The organism is Chryseobacterium sp. 2TAF14 (genome assembly GCF_052115105.1).
GTDB lineage: Bacteria > Bacteroidota > Bacteroidia > Flavobacteriales > Weeksellaceae > Chryseobacterium.
In genome coordinates this window covers 1-18,882 of sequence record NZ_JBFRGA010000064.1, presented here as the reverse complement: position 1 = coordinate 18,882, position 18,882 = coordinate 1, and the positions used below count along the sequence as shown (strand labels likewise).

At 33.9% G+C, this 18,882-nt stretch carries 18 protein-coding genes and 2 pseudogenes; 10 read left to right on the top strand and 10 right to left on the bottom strand.

Annotated features, from left to right (window positions below; translation table 11 throughout):
• The 3 genes from AB4Y90_RS08855 to AB4Y90_RS08845 form a co-directional block, all read right to left on the bottom strand.
• Complete coding sequence (locus tag AB4Y90_RS08855; RefSeq protein ID WP_441557042.1) at window positions 1-537, bottom strand: hypothetical protein; 537 nt, start codon at window positions 535-537, stop codon at window positions 1-3.
• 6 nt (window positions 538-543) lie between these two features.
• Complete coding sequence (locus AB4Y90_RS08850) at window positions 544-1,071, bottom strand: hypothetical protein (protein ID WP_441557041.1); 528 nt, start codon at window positions 1,069-1,071, stop codon at window positions 544-546.
• A gap of 173 nt (window positions 1,072-1,244) precedes the next feature.
• On the bottom strand, window positions 1,245-2,573 hold the full coding sequence (locus tag AB4Y90_RS08845; RefSeq protein WP_441557040.1) for a hydroxymethylglutaryl-CoA reductase, degradative: 1,329 nt from the start codon (window positions 2,571-2,573) through the stop codon (window positions 1,245-1,247).
• Between the two features lie 196 nt (window positions 2,574-2,769).
• On the opposite strand from AB4Y90_RS08845, the pseudogene AB4Y90_RS08840 reads away from it, so the two are divergent.
• From AB4Y90_RS08840 to AB4Y90_RS08820, 5 genes and pseudogenes are all read left to right on the top strand, one after another.
• Window positions 2,770-3,866: pseudogene (locus AB4Y90_RS08840) on the top strand (putative DNA modification/repair radical SAM protein).
• Between the two features lie 125 nt (window positions 3,867-3,991).
• Window positions 3,992-4,222, top strand: coding sequence for a type II toxin-antitoxin system ParD family antitoxin (locus tag AB4Y90_RS08835; RefSeq protein ID WP_441557039.1), 231 nt, complete (start codon window positions 3,992-3,994; stop codon window positions 4,220-4,222).
• Window positions 4,222-4,518: a type II toxin-antitoxin system RelE/ParE family toxin gene (locus AB4Y90_RS08830; protein ID WP_441557038.1), complete on the top strand. Its 297-nt coding sequence runs from the start codon at window positions 4,222-4,224 to the stop codon at window positions 4,516-4,518. The genes AB4Y90_RS08835 and AB4Y90_RS08830 overlap by 1 nt, the downstream gene beginning before the upstream one ends.
• Before the next feature lie 37 nt (window positions 4,519-4,555).
• A complete protein-coding gene (locus AB4Y90_RS08825) occupies window positions 4,556-4,987 on the top strand; it encodes a hypothetical protein (protein WP_441557037.1) in 432 nt (143 codons plus the stop codon).
• 73 nt (window positions 4,988-5,060) lie between these two features.
• Window positions 5,061-5,819, top strand: a complete 759-nt coding sequence (locus AB4Y90_RS08820) for a TIGR03915 family putative DNA repair protein (RefSeq protein WP_441557036.1) — start codon at window positions 5,061-5,063, stop codon at window positions 5,817-5,819.
• Window positions 5,820-5,904: 85 nt separating this feature from the next.
• Here AB4Y90_RS08820 and AB4Y90_RS08815 read toward each other — a convergent pair whose 3' ends face one another.
• Both AB4Y90_RS08815 and hutH read right to left on the bottom strand, forming a co-directional pair.
• Window positions 5,905-6,351 (bottom strand): GNAT family N-acetyltransferase, encoded by a 447-nt coding sequence (locus AB4Y90_RS08815; RefSeq protein ID WP_441557035.1) that lies wholly within the window; start codon window positions 6,349-6,351, stop codon window positions 5,905-5,907.
• A gap of 90 nt (window positions 6,352-6,441) precedes the next feature.
• Window positions 6,442-7,932 carry a histidine ammonia-lyase gene (hutH, locus tag AB4Y90_RS08810; protein ID WP_441557034.1) on the bottom strand — a complete coding sequence of 497 codons (1,491 nt, stop codon included), beginning with the start codon at window positions 7,930-7,932 and terminating at the stop codon, window positions 6,442-6,444.
• Window positions 7,933-8,059: 127 nt separating this feature from the next.
• Here hutH and AB4Y90_RS08805 point away from each other — a divergent pair, with 127 nt between their 5' ends.
• Window positions 8,060-8,821: a hypothetical protein gene (locus tag AB4Y90_RS08805; protein WP_441557033.1), complete on the top strand. Its 762-nt coding sequence runs from the start codon at window positions 8,060-8,062 to the stop codon at window positions 8,819-8,821.
• Window positions 8,822-8,899: 78 nt separating this feature from the next.
• Window positions 8,900-10,693 carry an excinuclease ABC subunit UvrC gene (uvrC, locus tag AB4Y90_RS08800; protein ID WP_441557032.1) on the top strand — a complete coding sequence of 598 codons (1,794 nt, stop codon included), beginning with the start codon at window positions 8,900-8,902 and terminating at the stop codon, window positions 10,691-10,693.
• Window positions 10,694-10,776: 83 nt separating this feature from the next.
• Here uvrC and AB4Y90_RS08795 read toward each other — a convergent pair whose 3' ends face one another.
• Both AB4Y90_RS08795 and AB4Y90_RS08790 read right to left on the bottom strand, forming a co-directional pair.
• The gene (locus AB4Y90_RS08795; RefSeq protein WP_441557031.1) at window positions 10,777-11,592 is read right to left on the bottom strand and encodes an anti-sigma factor; all 816 of its coding nucleotides are present in this window, start codon (window positions 11,590-11,592) and stop codon (window positions 10,777-10,779) included.
• A 1-nt stretch (window position 11,593) separates the two neighbouring features.
• A complete protein-coding gene (locus AB4Y90_RS08790; RefSeq protein WP_441557030.1) occupies window positions 11,594-12,103 on the bottom strand; it encodes an RNA polymerase sigma factor in 510 nt (169 codons plus the stop codon).
• A gap of 234 nt (window positions 12,104-12,337) precedes the next feature.
• Here AB4Y90_RS08790 and AB4Y90_RS08785 point away from each other — a divergent pair.
• Window positions 12,338-12,703 (top strand): annotated as a pseudogene (locus tag AB4Y90_RS08785) (fasciclin domain-containing protein); the annotation flags it as partial.
• 86 nt (window positions 12,704-12,789) lie between these two features.
• Here AB4Y90_RS08785 and AB4Y90_RS08780 read toward each other — a convergent pair.
• The 3 genes from AB4Y90_RS08780 to AB4Y90_RS08770 are packed head-to-tail and all read right to left on the bottom strand — an operon-like array spanning window position 12,790 to window position 15,566.
• Entirely contained in the window at window positions 12,790-13,566 is a 777-nt protein-coding gene (locus tag AB4Y90_RS08780; RefSeq protein WP_441557029.1) for a hypothetical protein, read from the bottom strand.
• A 25-nt stretch (window positions 13,567-13,591) separates the two neighbouring features.
• Entirely contained in the window at window positions 13,592-14,674 is a 1,083-nt protein-coding gene (locus tag AB4Y90_RS08775) for a PorV/PorQ family protein (protein WP_441557028.1), read from the bottom strand.
• A 13-nt stretch (window positions 14,675-14,687) separates the two neighbouring features.
• Window positions 14,688-15,566, bottom strand: coding sequence for a DMT family transporter (locus AB4Y90_RS08770; RefSeq protein ID WP_441557027.1), 879 nt, complete (start codon window positions 15,564-15,566; stop codon window positions 14,688-14,690).
• 452 nt (window positions 15,567-16,018) lie between these two features.
• On the opposite strand from AB4Y90_RS08770, the gene AB4Y90_RS08765 reads away from it, so the two are divergent.
• Window positions 16,019-17,647 (top strand): acyl-CoA carboxylase subunit beta, encoded by a 1,629-nt coding sequence (locus AB4Y90_RS08765; protein WP_441557026.1) that lies wholly within the window; start codon window positions 16,019-16,021, stop codon window positions 17,645-17,647.
• Window positions 17,648-17,840: 193 nt separating this feature from the next.
• Window positions 17,841-18,308 (top strand): VanZ family protein, encoded by a 468-nt coding sequence (locus AB4Y90_RS08760; protein ID WP_441557025.1) that lies wholly within the window; start codon window positions 17,841-17,843, stop codon window positions 18,306-18,308.
• The last annotated feature ends 574 nt before the right edge of the window (window positions 18,309-18,882 follow it).

The following is an 18,882-nucleotide window of genomic DNA, read 5'->3' as shown; positions in this document are numbered from 1 at the left end:
TTATAATTCTTCTAATTCTAGTTTTAAATATTTCTTTGTTTTATAATCCTGCCAAGTTCCGGAGATTTTATTCCCTTGTAAATCAGCTTCTATCAAAGCTCTGAAAATCCATTGATTGGTTTCTTCGCTGTAGTAATCATTTTCAATGATCGAGATATGATTTCCTTTCAATTTACCGTTCCACTCTATCAGTTTTTTATTTTTATCGTACCAGTATTTTGCAGAAAAAGAACCGTCATCATATACTTTATCAATTAAAACGGTAATGGAATATTTCCCTTCGATTTTTCCTTTATACAGCTTATTATCAAAACTTGTTTTATCTGTTTTTCCGGAATCGGACAATAAGTTTTTCGCATACGAACTCCAATACTTTTCTAAATCTCTGTAAGGAAATTCCACAACATGACTTCCGAGTTCATCCAATGCTCTCATTGCATGATTAGAACATCTTCCGGCAATAAAAACAATTTTATCTTTTGCAAAATAATATTCAATTCCATCCAAACTATAATTGGTAAAACAATCTTCATACATCGCAATCTATTCTAAAACTTTTTCCGAAGAATTTTTCTCCGATTTCAATTCTGTAAGAAAATCATTCACCTTCTTTTTAATAGTCTTCTGAATTAAATTTTCAACTGTTTTTATTGAGTTAGGCTGAAATAAATCTTTTGCATTGATTAAATTCCCTGTTCTCAAATCAAAATTCTTCCAGATATCAAAACCTTCAGGATACGCTCCAGAAGCTTCTCCGTTGATGGCAATGCTTAAAATATTTTTAGGCGTTTCCAGTTTTTCCCAACCATAAAAATAAACGTAATTGAAGTATGAAGTTTTCCCTGTAGACACCAATTGAGAAGGACTTATTTTTGACCCGGGAATATATTCAAGCTGATTAACCTGCAAAAACGTATTGATTTTATTTTCAATTAAAGGTTTCTCAGGATAAGAAACTTTCGGAAAAGTAAAATCTTCAGATTTTGGAGGCAAATCTGTTATTTTTAAATTTTTCTGCTGCGAAAAACTTAAACCGGAAACTAACAGAAAAAATAAAATTTTCTTTTTCACTACAACGGATGTAAAAAATATGAAACCAATCTGCTGATCAATATTACAGCTCCCAAAATAACAAACATCTTCCAAAACTTCTTAGAATTTCTGAAGCCGGGATGATCTGTCTGTTTAAGAAAGATTCCAAAAACAATAAATAAAACAGCTAAAATAATCTGTATCAGTATCATTTATTTTCCTCTTAACCTGTTAAATTCATTGATTACTTCGTGATGCGTCACCGTTTTATCTTTAAAATAAGTTACAAAATGTTGTTTTTCTTCTTCTGTTGCCTCCATTTGATTTAAAATATTCAGCAAATGCATTTTCATATGTCCTTTCTGAATTCCTGTTGTGACCAAAGAACGAAGCGCTCCAAAATTCTGAGCCAGCCCTGAAACCGCCAAAATACTCATTAATTCCTGAGCAGATGGTTTTCCGAGAAGCGCCAAAGAGAATTTTACCAAAGGATGAAGATTCGTTAAACCACCGACAACTCCTACAGAAATCGGAAGATCAATCCAGAATCTGAAAACTCCGTTGTCAATTGTACAATGCGTCAACGAAGAATATTTTCCATCTTTCGAAGCATAAGCATGCGCACAAGCTTCAGTTGCTCTGAAATCATTTCCGGTTGCAATCACGACTGCATCAACACCGTTCATAATTCCTTTGTTATGGGTTGTCGCACGGAATGGTTCAATTTCAGCAATCGTAACCGCTTGTTTAAATTTTCTTGCAAATTCTTCGTTTGAAATTCCGCTGTCGTCTTTCAGATCTACAATTTTACAGGAAACTTCAGCTCTTACAATACAATCGGGCGTGAAATTGGAAAGAATATTCATCACAATCTGTAAAGAATTTTTTTCATCCTGAGTAAAATCTTCACTGATTGCAATTTCCTGTTTCAATGTTTTTCCAAACTGCTCCAGACAAGAATTGATAAAGTTGGCTCCCATAGAATCTACCGTATCAAAACTTGCTTTCAGCTGGTAATAATTCGGCATTTCGGAAGTTTTGTCAATCAGTTTTATGTCTAAAATTCCGCCGCCACGATTTCTCATGTTTGCCGTAATCACTTCTGTTGCCTCAAACAGCTTTTTCTTTAAACTAAAATTAAAAAAATGAAGCAGCTTGTGAGATTCTACATCTATGATAAAATGCGTGTGTCCTAATTTTTCGGTGTTGATGATGGTCGTTTTAAAACCACCTTTATCGATCCAGAATTTTGCTGCTTTTGAAGCTGCTGCAACGACAGAACTTTCTTCCACAGCCATTGGCAAAGCAAATAATTTTCCGTTGATCAGAAAATTGGGCGCAATTCCGTAAGGCATATAAAAATTGGAGATCGTGTTTTCAGAAAACTCATCGTGAAGCTTCTGTAAGTCTGCATTTTCGTTCCAATATTGATTGAGTATATATTGATAATCCTGGTTTCCTTCGAGATATTCGCTAACAAGCCAGTCTATTTTCCCCTGTTTGGTTAATTTAGAAAAACCTTCTACTGGTTTATGATTCATAAGAATAGTGTTTATTTTTTTACAGGTTATCGTAATTTTTACGATCTCACTCATAAATTTAATGCCCGTAAATATACTAATTTTGCTTCGGAAATATGTGGATAAGTTTGTTTTAAAAACACTGACTTTTCTCAATTTTGGACTTAATTTTGTTTAAACTTTTATCAGATTTTTTAATTGCAAAATATTTATATAAATGAATTTTGACCGCATAAAAGAGAAGCTCGAAATACTTGCAGATGCTGCGAAGTACGATGTTTCGTGCTCTTCAAGCGGCGGAAAAAGAAAAAACAACGGAGGTTTAGGCGACAGCTCAGCAAGCGGAAYCTGCCATACTTACACCGAAGACGGGCGTTGTGTTTCTCTGCTCAAAATTCTTTTAACCAATCATTGTATTTACGATTGCATTTATTGCGTTTCTCGAAAATCGAATGACATCAAACGTGCTGCTTTTACGGTGGAAGAAGTGGTTGATTTAACTATAAGTTTTTACCGCAGAAATTATATTGAAGGCTTATTTCTAAGTTCCGGAATTTTCAAAGATGCCGATACGACGATGGAACGTTTGGTGCGTGTTGCTAAAAAATTGAGAACCGAGCATAAATTTAACGGTTATATTCATTTAAAATCGATTCCCGGAGCGAGGATGAAAAGAAAATCATCAGAAGCGCTCCTAAATTTGCTCCGGCCGGACAATCGACTCAAATGATTGTGGGCGCAACCAATGAAAATGATTTACAAATTATTAAAGTTGCCGATCATTTTTACAAAAATTACGGAATGAAAAGGGTTTATTATTCCGGATACATTCCTGTAACTGTCGATAATCGTTTGCCTGCGATTACAGCGGAAGTCCCAGTTTTACGGGAAAACCGTTTGTATCAATCTGATTGGCTGATGCGTTTTTATGGTTTTAAAGCTGATGAAATTTTAGATTTTAATATGCCTTTTCTGGATCTGGAAGTCGACCCAAAATTAAGTTGGGCTCTGCGTCATTTAGATCAGTTTCCTGTTAATTTGCAAACCGCAGATTATAAAATGATTCTCAGAATTCCGGGAATTGGTGTAAAAACTGCCCAGAAAATTGTGAGTGCAAGAAAATTTCAGGTTTTAAGTATTGATCATCTTAAAAAATTGGGAGCCGCAGTGAACCGGGCAAAGTATTTTATTGATTTCACGTATGGAAATCCATTTTTAAAGCACTTAACAGATTTAAATTTAAGAAGATTGATTATTGGCGGAAGTCAGTCGAAATTTCAAAATCAGTTTTCGCAGCAATTGACGCTTTTTTAAACACAAATTGCACAAATATTTCACGAATAACACAAACACTTTAAAAACTTTCAAATTCTCCTATATCAATTGTCCATATTTGCTAAATTTGGATATATTTTATATTTTTGAGTAAAGATTACAAAATGAATGTAAGTTTCACAAAAAAACAGGAAGAATATATTTCAAACCAAATAGAATCGGGAGATTTTCAAAATGCAAGTGAGGTTGTAAGAGATGCTTTGCGTCTTCACGAAATTTATCGTCATCGCCTTATTCAGGATTTGAAAGCGGAAATCGAAAAAGGATGGGAAGGAAATTCGAGTTCTCGCTCTGTAAAAGATATTATAAAATCTAAAAAAGTGAATCAGAAATAATGTCTGAAAAATTCTATATTTTATCGGAATTTGCTGATCAGGATCTGGAGGACATTTTTAACTTTACGTTTAATAAATTTGGATTTGATCAGGCTGAAAAGTACCTTCTTGAAATAGAAGATATTTTTCAGAATTTGATTACAAATCCGGAATTGGGCAAAGCCCGAAATGAAATAAAACAAGGTTTATACAGTTTTCCCAAAGATAATCATGTTATTTTCTATCGAGTTTTAGATGATCACATTCGAATTGTAAGAATTCTTCATGGAAGCAGAGATGTTCCACAATATTTTTAATTTCTAAATCATTTTTATACTTATTCATTCTTAATATATGAGAACAAAGAAAGCTTTAATCCATGATCAGTTACAGTTACAAAAAATTGACAGCACAGTTTCATTGTTTTCACAACATCTGATGTCAAATTCAAAATGGGTAAGATTGATTGATGGTCTCGTTGATAATATAGAGAAAGTAAGGAAAATTCAATTTAAGAAAGTTCAAAACGATAAAATCGGCGAGTTATATTTGGATGAAAATACAATTTATGAATACGACTATTGGCAAAATGGCTTTGAGGGAAGTAATTCTTTTGGTGAATGGTTGGAATACAGAGAAATTGAATATCTAATTTTCCCTAAAATAATTGATTCAAAAAATAATGTTCAGGATTTAGAAGATATTAAACTGAATATAGAAAAGATTGGGCATTTCTTTTTTGAACTAAATGAAAATGAACTAAAATTAATCTGTTATAAAGAATAATAAAACACCAATTTCACAAATATTTTCACGAATAACACAAACACTCTAAAAACTCTCAAACCCTCCAACTCAAATGACAACCCTACTCTACGACGGAAGTTTCGACGGACTTTTCACTGCGATATTTGAAGTTTTCGAATATCGATATAAAGACGTGGAAATTTTCAGCAAAGAAAATTTTCAGCAGGAAAATATGTTTGCAGAAATTCATGAAGTGATTACACAGCAGGAAAAATCTGAAAGAGTTTTAAATAAACTTGAGAAAAATATCGGAAAATCCGGAATTCATCAACTGTTACAGGTTTTTCTTTCAGAAGATCAGGAAATGGAAAAACTGATTTTATCTGCCGTAAAACAATCTATTAAACATCCGGAAGAAAATATATTGAAAAATTTTGCCCATGACAATATTCTGAAAATTGCAAAAATCTGCAAATCTGTAAGCCGGGAAAGACACCGAATGACCGCTTTTGTACGTTTTGAAAAATTGCAGGACGAAATTTATTTTGCAAAAATTGATCCTGATTTTAATGTTCTGCCTTTAATAAGAAAACATTTTAAAGACCGGTATGCAGATCAAAAATGGATGATTTATGATTTGAGAAGACATTATGGTTTGTTTTATGATTTAGAAAACTGTGAATTCTTTTATCCGGATGAAAAAATAGATTTAAACCGATATCAGCAGAAATTCCATGAGGAAGAGAAAAAATATCAGACTTTGTGGCAAAGTTATTTTACCAAAACGAATATTAAAGAAAGGAAAAATACAAAATTGCACATTCAACATGTTCCGAAACGATATTGGAAATATTTGACAGAGAAATGGTAATTAGATAAAAGAACAAAGATAAAAGATAAAAGATTAAATATTCACAAAAGAAAAGCCGGGCTAAAGCCCGACTCTATAGATATTTTTATAAAATTTTCTCATAACAAACACTTTCATCAATTCCGATATACTGGCCGTAATTGGGAATTCGATGATAACCGCTTTTTTCGTACACAGAAAGTGCTTCGTTTTGTTTTAACGAACTTTCTAAAACAGCTTTTTTATAGTCCGATTCTTTTGCCCAAATCTCAAGTTCTTTTACAATTGCCGTAGCCAAACCTTTTTTTCTGAATTTGGGACTGGTATACATTCTTTTGATTTCAACAGTGTTTTCTTCAAATTTTTTGAAAGCTCCGCAAGCAGCAGGAATTTTATCTATATAAATAACAATGCAGTTTTTAATCATATCAATTTTATTAAACTGATCATAAAATGCATGCTTATCACCATTGCGAATGGCTAAATCTGCATCTAAAAGCTTAACTAAATTTTGAAAATCTATATTTGAAGAATCTGTTCTGAGGATTTGCATTTTATTTAGATTAAAAATTCTCTCGCAGATTTAGTAATTTCGCTAATAATAAAATCAGCTCAATCTGTTTAATCCGCAAAAGATTTCATTTTAAAAATTGACAACAAATTTCCTTTCGTTAATCAACTCTGCGATTGCCAACATATCTTTTCCGATCAATCGGTCATCTTCTAATTTTGCTACTTTTGAACGTAGAATCGCAAAATTTTCTTCAATTATTTTTGAGCATTTTGCAGGTCTTCTGAATTCTAAACCTTGCGCAGCAAACATTAATTCAACAGCCAAAATATTGACTAAATTCCCAAGAACCTGATTAAACTTTCTCCCTGAAATACTTCCCATCGAAACATGATCTTCCTGTCCTAAACTTGTCGGGATAGAATCTGCCGAAGCCGGGAAACAAAGCGTTTTATTTTCAGTAACCAAAGCTGCAGCAGTATATTGCGGGATCATAAATCCGGAATTTAAACCTGAGCTTTCGGTTAATAATCTTGGTAAACCGTATTTTCCTTCAAGTAATAAATAGCTTCTTCTGTCTGAAATATTTCCCAATTCTGCTGCTGCCAAAGTTGCATAATCTAAAGGCATCGCCATCAACTGACCGTGGAAATTACCTCCTGAAATAGATTCTTCAGCACTTAAAACAATCGGGTTGTCAGTTACAGAATTTAATTCTGTTTCTGCCATCATTTTAAGGTGTTCAAAAGCATTTCTGCTTGCGCCGTGAACCTGCGGAACGCATCTCATAGAATAAGGATCCTGAACTCTTTCACACTCTTCGTGAGCTTTTAAGTTTTCAGAATTTTTTAAAAATTTCACCATTCTTGCGGCTACTTTTTTACTTCCTTCAAATGGTCTGATGTCATGAAGTTCTTTCTTAAAAGGACTTGCAGAACCTCTGTATGCTTCAAGACTCATCGCTGCAGTCATATCTGCTAAGTCTAATAAATATTCAAATTTTTCTAAACCTTTTATCGCATGGGCCAGAATAAACTGAGTTCCGTTGATGAGCCCCAAACCTTCTTTCGGTCCCAAAACCAATGGCTCAAGATTGTTTTTTTCTAAAACTTCAGCCGTTTCGAAAATTTCATTGCCTACCCAAACCTGTCCGAGTCCTAAAAGTGGTAAAACCAAGTGTGATAACGGAGCTAAATCTCCTGAAGCTCCTACAGAACCCTGCTCCGGAACCACAGGAATAATATCTTTTTCAAGCATTACGATAAATCTTTCGATCACTTCCAGAGAAACTCCAGAAAAACCTTTTGACAATGCATGAACCTTCGCAATCATCATGATTTTTGAAAACTCTTTATCAATCGGTTTTCCTACTCCTACTGCATGAGAAATAATTAAATTGTACTGAAGCTGTGCCGTTTCATCAGCCGAAATTTTAGTATCACAAAGCGGCCCGAATCCTGTATTGATCCCATAAACACATCGGTCTGACTCTACAATCTGCTTTACATTATTCTGAGATTTTATAATCTGCTCTTTCGCAGCTTTATTTAATTTAGCTTTATTTGGGGCTTTACAGATTTCCAAAACATCATGGAAACTGAAAGTGTCTATACCGTAAATCATTTCAAAAAAATTTGCCTAAAAGTACTCATTTTTGAGCATACTGAAAAAGTCATCTTTCAAGGAAAAAATATTTTAAGAAACAGACAATTATTTTCCTATTTTTATCGCCAATAAAAAACTGATTTATATGAAATTTAAAGCTCTATTATTGGCACTTTCGTTGACAAGTGCATTTTCATTTGCTCAAAACAAAGTGAAGTATTCTAAGGAAGAGATCAAAAAAATGGAAACCTATCTTTTCAATGAAGGGTTTAATATTCCTTCTCCAAAGAAAATATCTACCATCATTATGAAAGACGGAACTGTAAATAAAGGATATTGCAGCAAAGTTGATTCTAAAAAAGGACAGATCTATGAAATCGCCATTAAAGACAGTGTCACAAAAAAGCAAATGACTTTTAATGCTGAAAATGTAAGCGAAATGTACATCTACCCAAGCAACGCCGAAAAGATTGCCAAAGTGGGAAAATATTTTGGTAACATCAGAAATTTCGGAACTAAAAAACTGACGAAGAACACGACCGGCGAAAACATTCACTTTGTAAACCAAACCGTTTCTTTAAAGAACAAAAAAGATGATAAAGAATTTCTGATGCAGCTTATCAATCCTGAGTTCAGCGATGTTATCTCTGTTTACCACGATCCGAGAGCAAAAGAAACTGGTGGTGTTTCCTTTGGTGGACCTCAGTTGGGAGGTGGTGTTATTAAATCTTATTACGTAAAAAAAGGAGACAAAGTAATGTGGCTTCACAAAGATGATTTTGAAGACAACTATGATTTCTTATTTGGCGACAATGCAGAATTTATGAAAAAATATCCTAAAAATTCTGTAGAATGGGATTATTTCAGCTTTTTGGTAAGCGAATATACTCAAATGACACACGGATAAAATAATTTAACTATAAATCTGAAGCTGTAGAATTTTCTGCAGCTTTTTTTGTGCACCGAAATTGCTTAAATTTGTAGTATGAATCCGTCTTTAGAACTGCAGCTTAAAACTTTACCTTCCGAACCCGGCGTTTATCGGTATTACGATAAAAACGAAAATCTACTGTATGTAGGTAAAGCCAAAAATCTAAAGAAAAGAGTACTTTCTTATTTCAACAAAACGCTTTCCGGTTACCGCACCAGAATTATGGTCGGAAAAATAAACCGTCTTGAAACTACGATTGTAAACAGTGAATATGACGCACTTTTACTGGAAAACAACCTGATAAAAGAACATCAGCCTTTCTACAATATCATGTTGAAAGACGATAAAACTTATCCGTGGATTTGCATTAAGAATGAAGATTTTCCAAGGATTTTTCTCACAAGAAATAAAATAAAAGACGGCTCTGAATATTTTGGACCTTACGCAAAAGTACGTCCGGCAAAGATTTTACTGGATACTATTAAGCATATTTATAAACTGCGTACCTGCAATTTAAATTTAGCTCCGAAAAAAATTGAAGAGGGAAAATATAAAGTCTGTCTTGAGTTTCATATCAAAAACTGTGAAGGGCCGTGTGAAAACCTGGAAAGCAAAGAAGATTATGACGAAAAAATAGATGCGATTCGTGGGATTGTAAAAGGAGATTTCAGACGGGCAAAAGAATATCTCATCAATCAGATGACGAAATACGCTACAAACCTTCAGTTTGAAAATGCTCAGATGATTAAGGAAAGACTCAATATTCTTGAAGATTATCAGGCAAAACATACGGTTGTAAACCCAAATATCGACGATGTGGATGTTTTCGGAATGACGAGTGATGAAACGGCGGCTTACGTTAATTATTTTAAAATAAGAAACGGAAATATCATTCAGAGTTTCACCACCGAAATCAAGAAAATGCTTGAAGAAAGCGATGAAGAAATCATGGAAGAAGCTTTGATCGAAATCCGCCAGAAGTTTGATTCTGATTCTAAAGAAGTTTTGCTTCCGTTTCATTTAAGTGTAGAAATTCCTAACGTCAAACTGATTGTTCCAAAAGTTGGCGATAAAAAAAGAATCGTAGAACTTTCAGAAAAAAATGCCAAAGAATATCGTTTAGAAAAATTAAAGCAGGTACAGATTGTAGATCCGGAAAGACATTCAAACAGGATTATGGCAGAGATGCAAAAATTACTGAGAATGCCTGTTGAGCCGAGACATATTGAAGGTTTTGACAATTCCAATATCCAGGGAACCAATCCGGTTTCTGCGTGTGTTGTTTTTAAAGACGGAAAACCCAGCAAAGCCGATTACAGAATTTTTCATCCTAAAACGGTTACCGGACCCGATGATTTTAAAACGATGGAAGAAGTAATTTTTCGCCGTTACAAAAGAATGCTTGAGGAAGGAGAAAGTTTGCCTCAATTGATTTTAATTGATGGTGGAAAAGGCCAGCTTTCATCAGCCATAAAAAGCTTAAAATTACTCGGATTATACGGAAAAATAACCATTGTAGGAATTGCAAAAAGGCTGGAAGAAATTTTCTTTCCGGAAGACCCTATTCCGTTGTATCTTGACAAAAAATCTGAAACCCTAAAAGTTTTGCAGAGAGTAAGAGATGAAGCGCACCGTTTCGGGGTAAAGCACCACCGAACGAGGCGTACCAATTCTACGATAAAATCTGAGCTTGAAGAAATTCCGGGAGTTGGTGAAAAAACTATTGAACTGCTTTTGTCTAAATTAAAATCAGTGAAAAGAATAAAAGAATCTAATCTTGAAACTTTAGAAGAAATTTTAGGAAAATCTAAAGCAAAAATAATCTGGGAGTTTTTTAATCATCAATAATAAAATATTTTTTTTAAAATAAAAGACAAAAGACAGCTCTGCTTTAGAACTGTCTTTTTTATGGTATTATAAAAATGTATAATTTAAACTTCTCCCATTACGTACATATTTTCCATTGTAGGAACTGCACTTCCGCCTTCTTTTTCCAGAGTAATCGCAAAAGCCTGTGCATTCGGAATGTTTGCCAAAGCTATTTTAGCATCTTTTTCGTCGGTGTACATTCCTGCGCTTACCGGTTTTCCGTCTGCAATTGCCCAAAGCTGATACTGCATTCCTTCAGGAGCCTTTGGTAAACTATTCGCCGTTAAATAAACATCTTTAGACGTTTTATCCCAATAAACTACGGCATTTGATTCCGGATGTTTTTCAACTCCTGCCAAAACAATTTTAAGCATTTTCGGGTTTGAGGTAACCTTCAATTTCTGCTCAAGATTCTGCATCGCAAGATGTTGAGATTGCTTATCAGATTTTAAATCAGCTAATTCTTTTTTAATTTCATTTTGACTGTTTAACCAATAAAGATTAGCTATAATACTTACTAAAAATAAAACGGATGCAGCCACCGCAAAGGTCTTCCAGCCGTTATTTTTTATCTGCTGAGTTTCTGGTTGTATTTCTGATTTTGGCTCAGTAATTGTAATTATATTTTCAGTTTTCACTTCTTCAACTTCTGGTTGAGACTGAATTTTTTCCCAAATTTTTGATTTTAAATCATTGGGCGGCGTTATTGCCTGTGYTGTTGCAAGCAATTCAAAAGTTTTTTGCGCTTCTTCGTAAGCGGCTTTTACTTCGGCATTATTCTTCATCACACACTCCAAAATACCTGCTTCCTCGGGAGAAGCAAGACCTAGAATGTAAGATTCTAGAATTCCGGATGATATGTATTCTTTACTATCCAATTTATTGAAAATCTTTTAACAAGTCTTTTAATTTCATTAATGCATTCCGCATTTTTGTTTTTACAGTACCTAAAGGCATATTCAGTTTTTCTGATATCTCACTCTGCGTAAAACCCTGATAATAAGCAAGGTCTATGAGTTCTTGCTTATCAGATTCTAAACTTTCAAGCACTTTACTAAAGCCAATAAAATCAGAATTATTGGTAGTTGAAAGTTCCGCATTCTCATATACGAAATCTGGTATGGGTTGGTTTTTAAGTTGATTTTGAAAACTTTTAGATTTAAGATAATCAATTGCTGTGTTTCTGGCAATATTAATCATCCAGGTATAAAATCTACCTTTCGCAGCATCGTATTGATGGATAGAATTCCAGATTTTCACAAAAACATCCTGAATAATCTCTTCTGTATATTCTTTAGACTGAACTATTCTGAGAATTACACCATACAACGCACCCGAATAGTTATCATACAAATGATGAAAACCAGCTTCGTTTTTCTGTCTCAGCAAAACGATAAGTTCTTCTTCTGAATAGTTTGCTTTTATGGTGGATATTTTTTCATTTCAAATGTATTAAAATAAACTAAATAATGAAAAAAAACTTTTAAAATTTAATACCACAAAATAATTAATTAAAAAATAATCGATTACGGTTAATTATTGTTAAAAAATAAAATTCTTAAATCTAAACCAAACTGATCTTCGTAAATGATGATAACAACAAAATTACTTCTCAATAATAAGGTTGAAACATTACAAAGTGAAGGTCCTTTCACGGTTTTCGCTCCGACAGATGCAGCCTTTGCAAAATTACCTGCAGGAACGGTTGAAAACCTTGTAAAACCGGAAAATAAAGCAATGCTTACAAAAATTTTAACGTATCATGTCTTGCCAGGAAAATATAATGCAAAACAAGTTTGGGCAGCGGTAAAAGCAGGAAACGGCAAAGCGATGATGAAAACCGTACAAGGTGAAGAACTTACGTTCTGGACGAAAGGAAAAGATCTATATATAACCGACGCAAAAGGTAACAAAGCGAAAGTTACGATTGCAGACGTTAATCAGTCAAATGGCGTGATACATGTAATTGATACAGTATTGATGCCCTAATTTTAGTTTTTATGGTTTATTTTAAGGAGCCTTACCTGAAGTTTTCGGGTAAGGCTTTTTTAATATTTTTGTAAAAATTTTTGAAACTATTTTACAGGTGAAAATACTTCTTTTGAATATTCGTCATTCCCTTTCGGAATTTCGATTACTAAATTTCCGTTTTCGTAATACCCTGTTGTAGATTCTCCTGAACTTAGTTTTACTCTGAAAACATCTTTCTTTGTAGTCTCTTTGAAAGTTGCAAAAGGAACAGAACTGTTGCCGTCTGCTAAAATAAACTGAGTTTCATCTATCTGAATCTTCTGCAAATTGATTTTACCATTTGAAAATCTTACCGATTTATCAGATTCTCTTTTTGATTCTGTTCTTACAGGTTCTTGTTTCATTCCTTCCTGCACATTATTCATCGAATAATCCCTGTTCATCGAATAAACCATATTATTCTGTTCTGTAGGTTTAGATATAGGAATCGCTACCAAAGCTTTAGATAAGGCATCTTGGTAACCTTCGGCAAATTCTTTAATTGACGAGCCTCCTTTTTCGGAAGAAATTACTTTGCTGTTGCAGTCTTTAAATTCTAAAATGATTTTATTTCTAAGAAAATTACTGTCATTTACCAAATCTGCGTTCAAAACAGAACACGGGTTTGCATTTGCATCTTCCGGCCACTGACCTCTGTTTTCAGAAATTATGGTATATTGTTTGGCTTTCAGATTTTTAGTTAATAATGCACTAAGACCGTAATTATCTTTTTTAAAACTTTCAAATGTGCCCGGAACAACTACATACTTATAATCTGAAACTTTCTGCGCATACGAAAGCATTACACAAAAAGACGATATAATAACAGATAACTTTTTCATACAATTTATTTAAATAAAAAAATAATTAATCATTTCTAAATTCTCCCATATCCAGTTTTAATGAGAAGAAATTAGAATAAAAATTAGAACCTCCGATTCCTGAATTGCTGATTGCATAATCAAGCGTCAAACCTCTGTAACGGATTCCGATACCTGCACTTGGCTGGAAAGACACTTTTCTTTGAAGATCTTCAATATCGGTAATCGACTGGAATCTGTTGACCCCCAATCTCACAAAAATCATTTTCTGATATCCTAATTCAGCTCCTGCATAAGGTGTAATACTCGCAAAATCTGTTGAAAGTAGCGCTGCCGTTTTAGCAAAATCTACATTAATTCCGGCTTCCGGTAAAACATATAAGCTGCTGTTAATATTAAATAATTTACTTGCTCCTGCATTCAATTTTGGCATGGTCAATTCCATTTTATCAGTTGGAGCAGGGTTAAATTCTTCCCCGTTTACGATGGTTGATAATTCACTCTGATTAACGCTCCAAAAGTTGACCGTAGTCGTTGCATCACGAAGAACTCCTCCGAATTTCCAGCCGTTATCAGCTTTGTAAATGGCTCCAACATCAAAACCAAATCCATATCCGCTTGCAAATTTCCCAACGTTTCGGTAAACAATTTTCGCATTTACACCGACATCCAGTTTTGGATTTCCACCAGGATTGAATGCATAAGAAATAATCCCTGCATAATCTGATTGTGAAAATTTTGTGATTTTATCGTAATCGATATTTCCTTCAGTATCGATTAACTGAGTTGTATTCAAGATATTATCAACGCCTAAACGTACCACAGAAACTCCGAAAACTCCGTTCTCTAAAACTTTTGCATACGCCAGATAATCATATTTTGCAATCGATTCAAAATATTCTGCGTGCATTGCTGCACCTTGCCAATCTCTTGTAATTCCGTTCAATCCTGCGGGATTCCACATCGGTGAATACACATCGTCCTGACTGGTCATCACCGCACCTCCCATCCCGATTCCTCTGGCTCCGGCTCCGATATTTAAAAATTCATTGGAATATTTTCTGATAATCTGAGATTGAGAAAACCCGAATAGAAGTGAAAATACTAATAATAGATATTTTTTCATCATGTATAATTGATGCTTAGTTAATGTTTTTTTGTTTTCTAGTTTTTATCAGCGCATTTACAACAATTGCCAAAATCATAACCAACGATGCAACATAAAATACCGGGCTCATGTGTTCTGATTCTCCAAAGATAAAAAAAGCTAGTATAATTCCGTAAACTGGTTCTAAATTAACTGTTAAAATTAAAGTAAATGGCGAAATATATTTCATCAGCTTCACAGATTCAAACATAGGATAGGCTGTAAATACACTTGCCAATAAGCCTATTAACGCAAGATCTCGGTAATTTATTTCATCCATCTGCATGATTTGCCCGGTTGCAAGATAAAATAGCATTAAAATAAACCATCCTGAGAAAATTTCATAAAAAATAATGTTTCCCGGGCTGGTTTTTCCGAAAAGTTTCCCGTTAAAAACAGAAAATACGGTTCCGAAAATGGCACACAAAACGCCGTAAAAAATTCCTTCTTTGTACTGAAATTCTGTTTTAAAGATAAGCAAAATACAGGCAACAATCACTGCGCCCATAATCACTTCCGAGATATCTACTTTTCGTTTAAAAACAATGGGCTCCAAAACCGATGCAAACAAAGTAGACAACGAGAGGCAGCTTAAAGCAATGGAAACATTAGAAACTTTTATCGAATAAAAAAAGCAGTACCAATGCAGCGCCATAAAAAAACCAACACCCGATAATTGCAAAAATAATTTTTTCGAAACCCTAATGCTCTCTTTTTTGTAGATCCTTATAAATGCATAAAGAAATATGGCTGCAAAAAGCATCCTGTAAAACACCAGAATCTGGGCATTTGCGGTAATCAGTTTACCTAAAATTGCGGTGAATCCCCATAAAAAGACAATTAAATGTAATCTGAAAAGTGCTAGTTTCTGCATGTTGATCCTCTGAAATTTTAAACAGACAAATTTACAAATAGCTTTTCATTAAATTTAAAAAAATATAAGATTCAGATGAATATTTTTAAGGATAATTCCAACATCATTATTTTAGGTTAAAATTATTGAGTTTCTTATCTGAATATTGAAATATAATAGCAAACAACTGATGGTTACATATTAAAACCTAAAAACCCTGAAAATCTGTACAACTTTCAGGGCCTTCAAATAATAAACTATTAAAAAAATAAACTAGGAACTTAGAGTATTTGTATAGAAACTTTCATTTCTATTACTCTACTGTAAAGTTAGCAAAATATGCACCAAAAAAAACATCGCAATTGTTAAAAATATCATAATTTTCTGATTACCAAATCTTTAAAACAAAATAAAACATATTTTATTACTTTTTCTAAAAATAGTATCTTTAGCCAGATTAAAATATAAATTTCATGGATATTGAATTTAACAAAAGAGAAGATCAAAATAAATTAAAATTATCTGAAATCAACCGTCTGCTTACAGAAATAAAAAAAGGCGGTGGGGAAAAAAGGCTTCAGAAACTTCGTGAGGAAGGAAAAATGACGGCAAGAGAAAGAATAGAATATCTTCTTGATAAAGATTCAGATTCCATAGAAATTGGTGCTTTTGCAGGTTATGAAATGTATGAGGAGCACGGCGGTTGCCCGAGTGGCGGCGTTGTGGTTGTAATGGGCTACATTTCCGGAAAACAATGTTTAGTTGTTGCCAATGACGCATCCGTAAAAGCCGGAGCATGGTTTCCCATCACAGGAAAGAAAAATCTGAGAGCTCAGGAAATCGCCATGGAAAACAGGCTTCCGATTATTTATCTTGTAGATTCTGCGGGAGTTTATCTTCCGATGCAGGATGAAATTTTTCCTGATAAAGAGATGTTTGGAAGAATTTTCAGAAATAATGCTAAAATGAGCGCAGCCGGAATCATTCAGATTTCAGCAGTAATGGGAAGCTGCGTTGCTGGTGGAGCTTACCTTCCGATCATGAGCGACGAAGCCATGATTGTAGACAAAACCGGATCTATTTTCTTAGCCGGAAGTTATCTGGTGAAAGCTGCCATTGGTGAAAGTATCGACAATGAAACGTTAGGCGGAGCAACAACACACTGCTCGATTTCGGGAGTTACCGATTATAAAGCTAAAGATGATAAGGATGCATTAGACCGCATTAAAAATATTATGAAATCGGTAGGAAGCTACGAAAAAGCAGGTTTCGACAGAATAGAAAGTTTCCCGCCTAAAGAAAAACCTGAAAATATTTTCGGGATTATGCCCGTTTCGAGAGCTGAACAATACGATACTTTAGAAATTATAAAATGTATCGTTGATAATTCTGAATTTGAAGAATATAAACCAGATTACGGCAAAAGTATTATCTGCGCCACGGCAAGAGTTGACGGCTGGTCTGTAGGAATTGTTGCCAACCAGAGAAAGCTGGTAAAAAGTGGTAAAGGTGAAATGCAGTTTGGCGGTGTAATTTATTCTGATTCTGCCGACAAAGCAACCCGATTTATTGCAAATTGTAACCAAAGAAAAATTCCTTTAATTTTCTTGCAAGACGTTACAGGATTTATGGTTGGTTCAAAATCAGAACACGGCGGAATCATCAAAGACGGTGCAAAAATGGTGAATGCCGTGTCAAATTCTGTTGTACCTAAATTTACCATCATCACCGGAAATTCTTATGGTGCAGGAAATTATGCAATGTGTGGTAAAGCTTACGATCCGAGATTGATTGTAGCCTGGCCATGGGCAGATTTGGCAGTAATGGGCGGAGCTCAGGCTGCAAAAGTTTTAGCACAAATCCAAGAATCAACCTTAAAAAAACAAGGAAAACAAATTTCTGAAGAAGAACATAACGAAATTTTAGATACAATTTCTAAGAAATATCAGAAACAAACCGAGTCAACATATGCAGCCGCAAGATTGTGGACTGATGCTATCATCAATCCTGTAGATACCAGAAAATGGATTTCAATGGGAATTGAAGCAGCCAATCATTCTCCGATTACAGAGAAGTTTAATTTGGGAGTAATTCAGGTGTGATTTTACTCGCTCAGAAGATATTCAGCCTCACTTTTAGAAGTGGGGCTTTTTATATTATGTTAAATAGTACTAAAGAATTATAAACTTTCAAAACAACATACTATTAGGGTAAGATTTTTGTTAACATAATATATCTAAAAACTAATAAGCACTTCAACCTCTTTTTAATTACTAATCCTCAAAAAGGAAACCTATGAAAAGATATTTTGCAGTATTTATTGCCTTATATACCGTCGTTTTATTATATATGATGTTTTATGCATCCGGAAGAGAGCCATCCGAAATTTCATATCTCCAACTAAAACCTTTTATTACGATCGAACATTTTTTTACAGGAAATGATGTTGATAATGAAGCCTTTTTAGTAAATATTTTTGGAAACGTATTCTTATTTAGTCCTTTTGGATGGTTAGGATTATGCATCAAAAAGTTTAATAATTTCATACCGATCACCCTATTTTTTCTTATCACAATAAGCATCATCGAATCTACCCAATATTTTACCGGACGAGGAGTTGCAGATATAGACGATGTATTTTTAAATACGATGGGAATGTTAATCGGCTATTTTCTTTTTAAATATGCCACATGGAAAAACATTGCCAATATTCAGTTTCATTTCCAGCTATTAGAAAAAGATTCTACCGCTGTTACTTCTTAACAATTTCTAAGGAAATAATTTTCAAAAGCTTTATTTAAAATACCAATAATAAATATCATTTTTCAGAGCTAATTCCGGCTATCCGCTACTACTCCTCACGCCCTTGCTTTTCCGTATCTAAACCCCTCCATCTCTTCCACGCAAGTTCCGGGGTAACCGCTTCTATCCGGGCTAAAAAATCTTTCTGCAATTTAAAATACCCACCTTGATTTCTGTTGAGTTCTATTATCTGTTGAGATCTATTAATAGTCTATTTTAATTAAAGTTTGAAAATTGAAATTAAAGATGAAGTTGGATGATAAAGATTAAAACTCTAAAACTTAAAAGCTAAGATTCATTAAAAAGTAAATTAATGAGTAAATAATAAGCAAGCTTTTCAAACATAATTTTAAGCTATAGTTGCGGATGATCTCACGTATAATGATAAAATACTCCGGAGGAGTATAACCTTTGTAGCAATTCATATAATCACCGTTAAACCTTTAAGCTCCGGAGGAGCGACACAGCAATCAGGGATTAGGGATTGGTGATTAGTGATTAGTGATTAGTGATTAGTGATTAGTGATTAGTGATT

What these genes read in the sequence shown, in the direction of transcription:
- AB4Y90_RS08780 (WP_441557029.1), bottom strand. Translation starts at nt 13,566, where the DNA reads ATGAAAAAGTTATCTGTTATTATATCGTCTTTTTGTGTAATGCTTTCG.
- AB4Y90_RS08815 (WP_441557035.1), bottom strand. Translation starts at nt 6,351, where the DNA reads ATGCAAATCCTCAGAACAGATTCTTCAAATATAGATTTTCAAAATTTA.
- AB4Y90_RS08845 (WP_441557040.1), bottom strand. Translation starts at nt 2,573, where the DNA reads ATGAATCATAAACCAGTAGAAGGTTTTTCTAAATTAACCAAACAGGGG.
- AB4Y90_RS08825 (WP_441557037.1), top strand. Translation starts at nt 4,556, where the DNA reads ATGAGAACAAAGAAAGCTTTAATCCATGATCAGTTACAGTTACAAAAA.
- AB4Y90_RS08805 (WP_441557033.1), top strand. Translation starts at nt 8,060, where the DNA reads ATGAAATTTAAAGCTCTATTATTGGCACTTTCGTTGACAAGTGCATTT.
- hutH (WP_441557034.1), bottom strand. Translation starts at nt 7,932, where the DNA reads ATGATTTACGGTATAGACACTTTCAGTTTCCATGATGTTTTGGAAATC.
- AB4Y90_RS08830 (WP_441557038.1), top strand. Translation starts at nt 4,222, where the DNA reads ATGTCTGAAAAATTCTATATTTTATCGGAATTTGCTGATCAGGATCTG.
- AB4Y90_RS08760 (WP_441557025.1), top strand. Translation starts at nt 17,841, where the DNA reads ATGAAAAGATATTTTGCAGTATTTATTGCCTTATATACCGTCGTTTTA.
- AB4Y90_RS08835 (WP_441557039.1), top strand. Translation starts at nt 3,992, where the DNA reads ATGAATGTAAGTTTCACAAAAAAACAGGAAGAATATATTTCAAACCAA.
- AB4Y90_RS08775 (WP_441557028.1), bottom strand. Translation starts at nt 14,674, where the DNA reads ATGATGAAAAAATATCTATTATTAGTATTTTCACTTCTATTCGGGTTT.
- AB4Y90_RS08820 (WP_441557036.1), top strand. Translation starts at nt 5,061, where the DNA reads ATGACAACCCTACTCTACGACGGAAGTTTCGACGGACTTTTCACTGCG.
- AB4Y90_RS08765 (WP_441557026.1), top strand. Translation starts at nt 16,019, where the DNA reads ATGGATATTGAATTTAACAAAAGAGAAGATCAAAATAAATTAAAATTA.
- uvrC (WP_441557032.1), top strand. Translation starts at nt 8,900, where the DNA reads ATGAATCCGTCTTTAGAACTGCAGCTTAAAACTTTACCTTCCGAACCC.
- AB4Y90_RS08855 (WP_441557042.1), bottom strand. Translation starts at nt 537, where the DNA reads ATGTATGAAGATTGTTTTACCAATTATAGTTTGGATGGAATTGAATAT.
- AB4Y90_RS08770 (WP_441557027.1), bottom strand. Translation starts at nt 15,566, where the DNA reads ATGCAGAAACTAGCACTTTTCAGATTACATTTAATTGTCTTTTTATGG.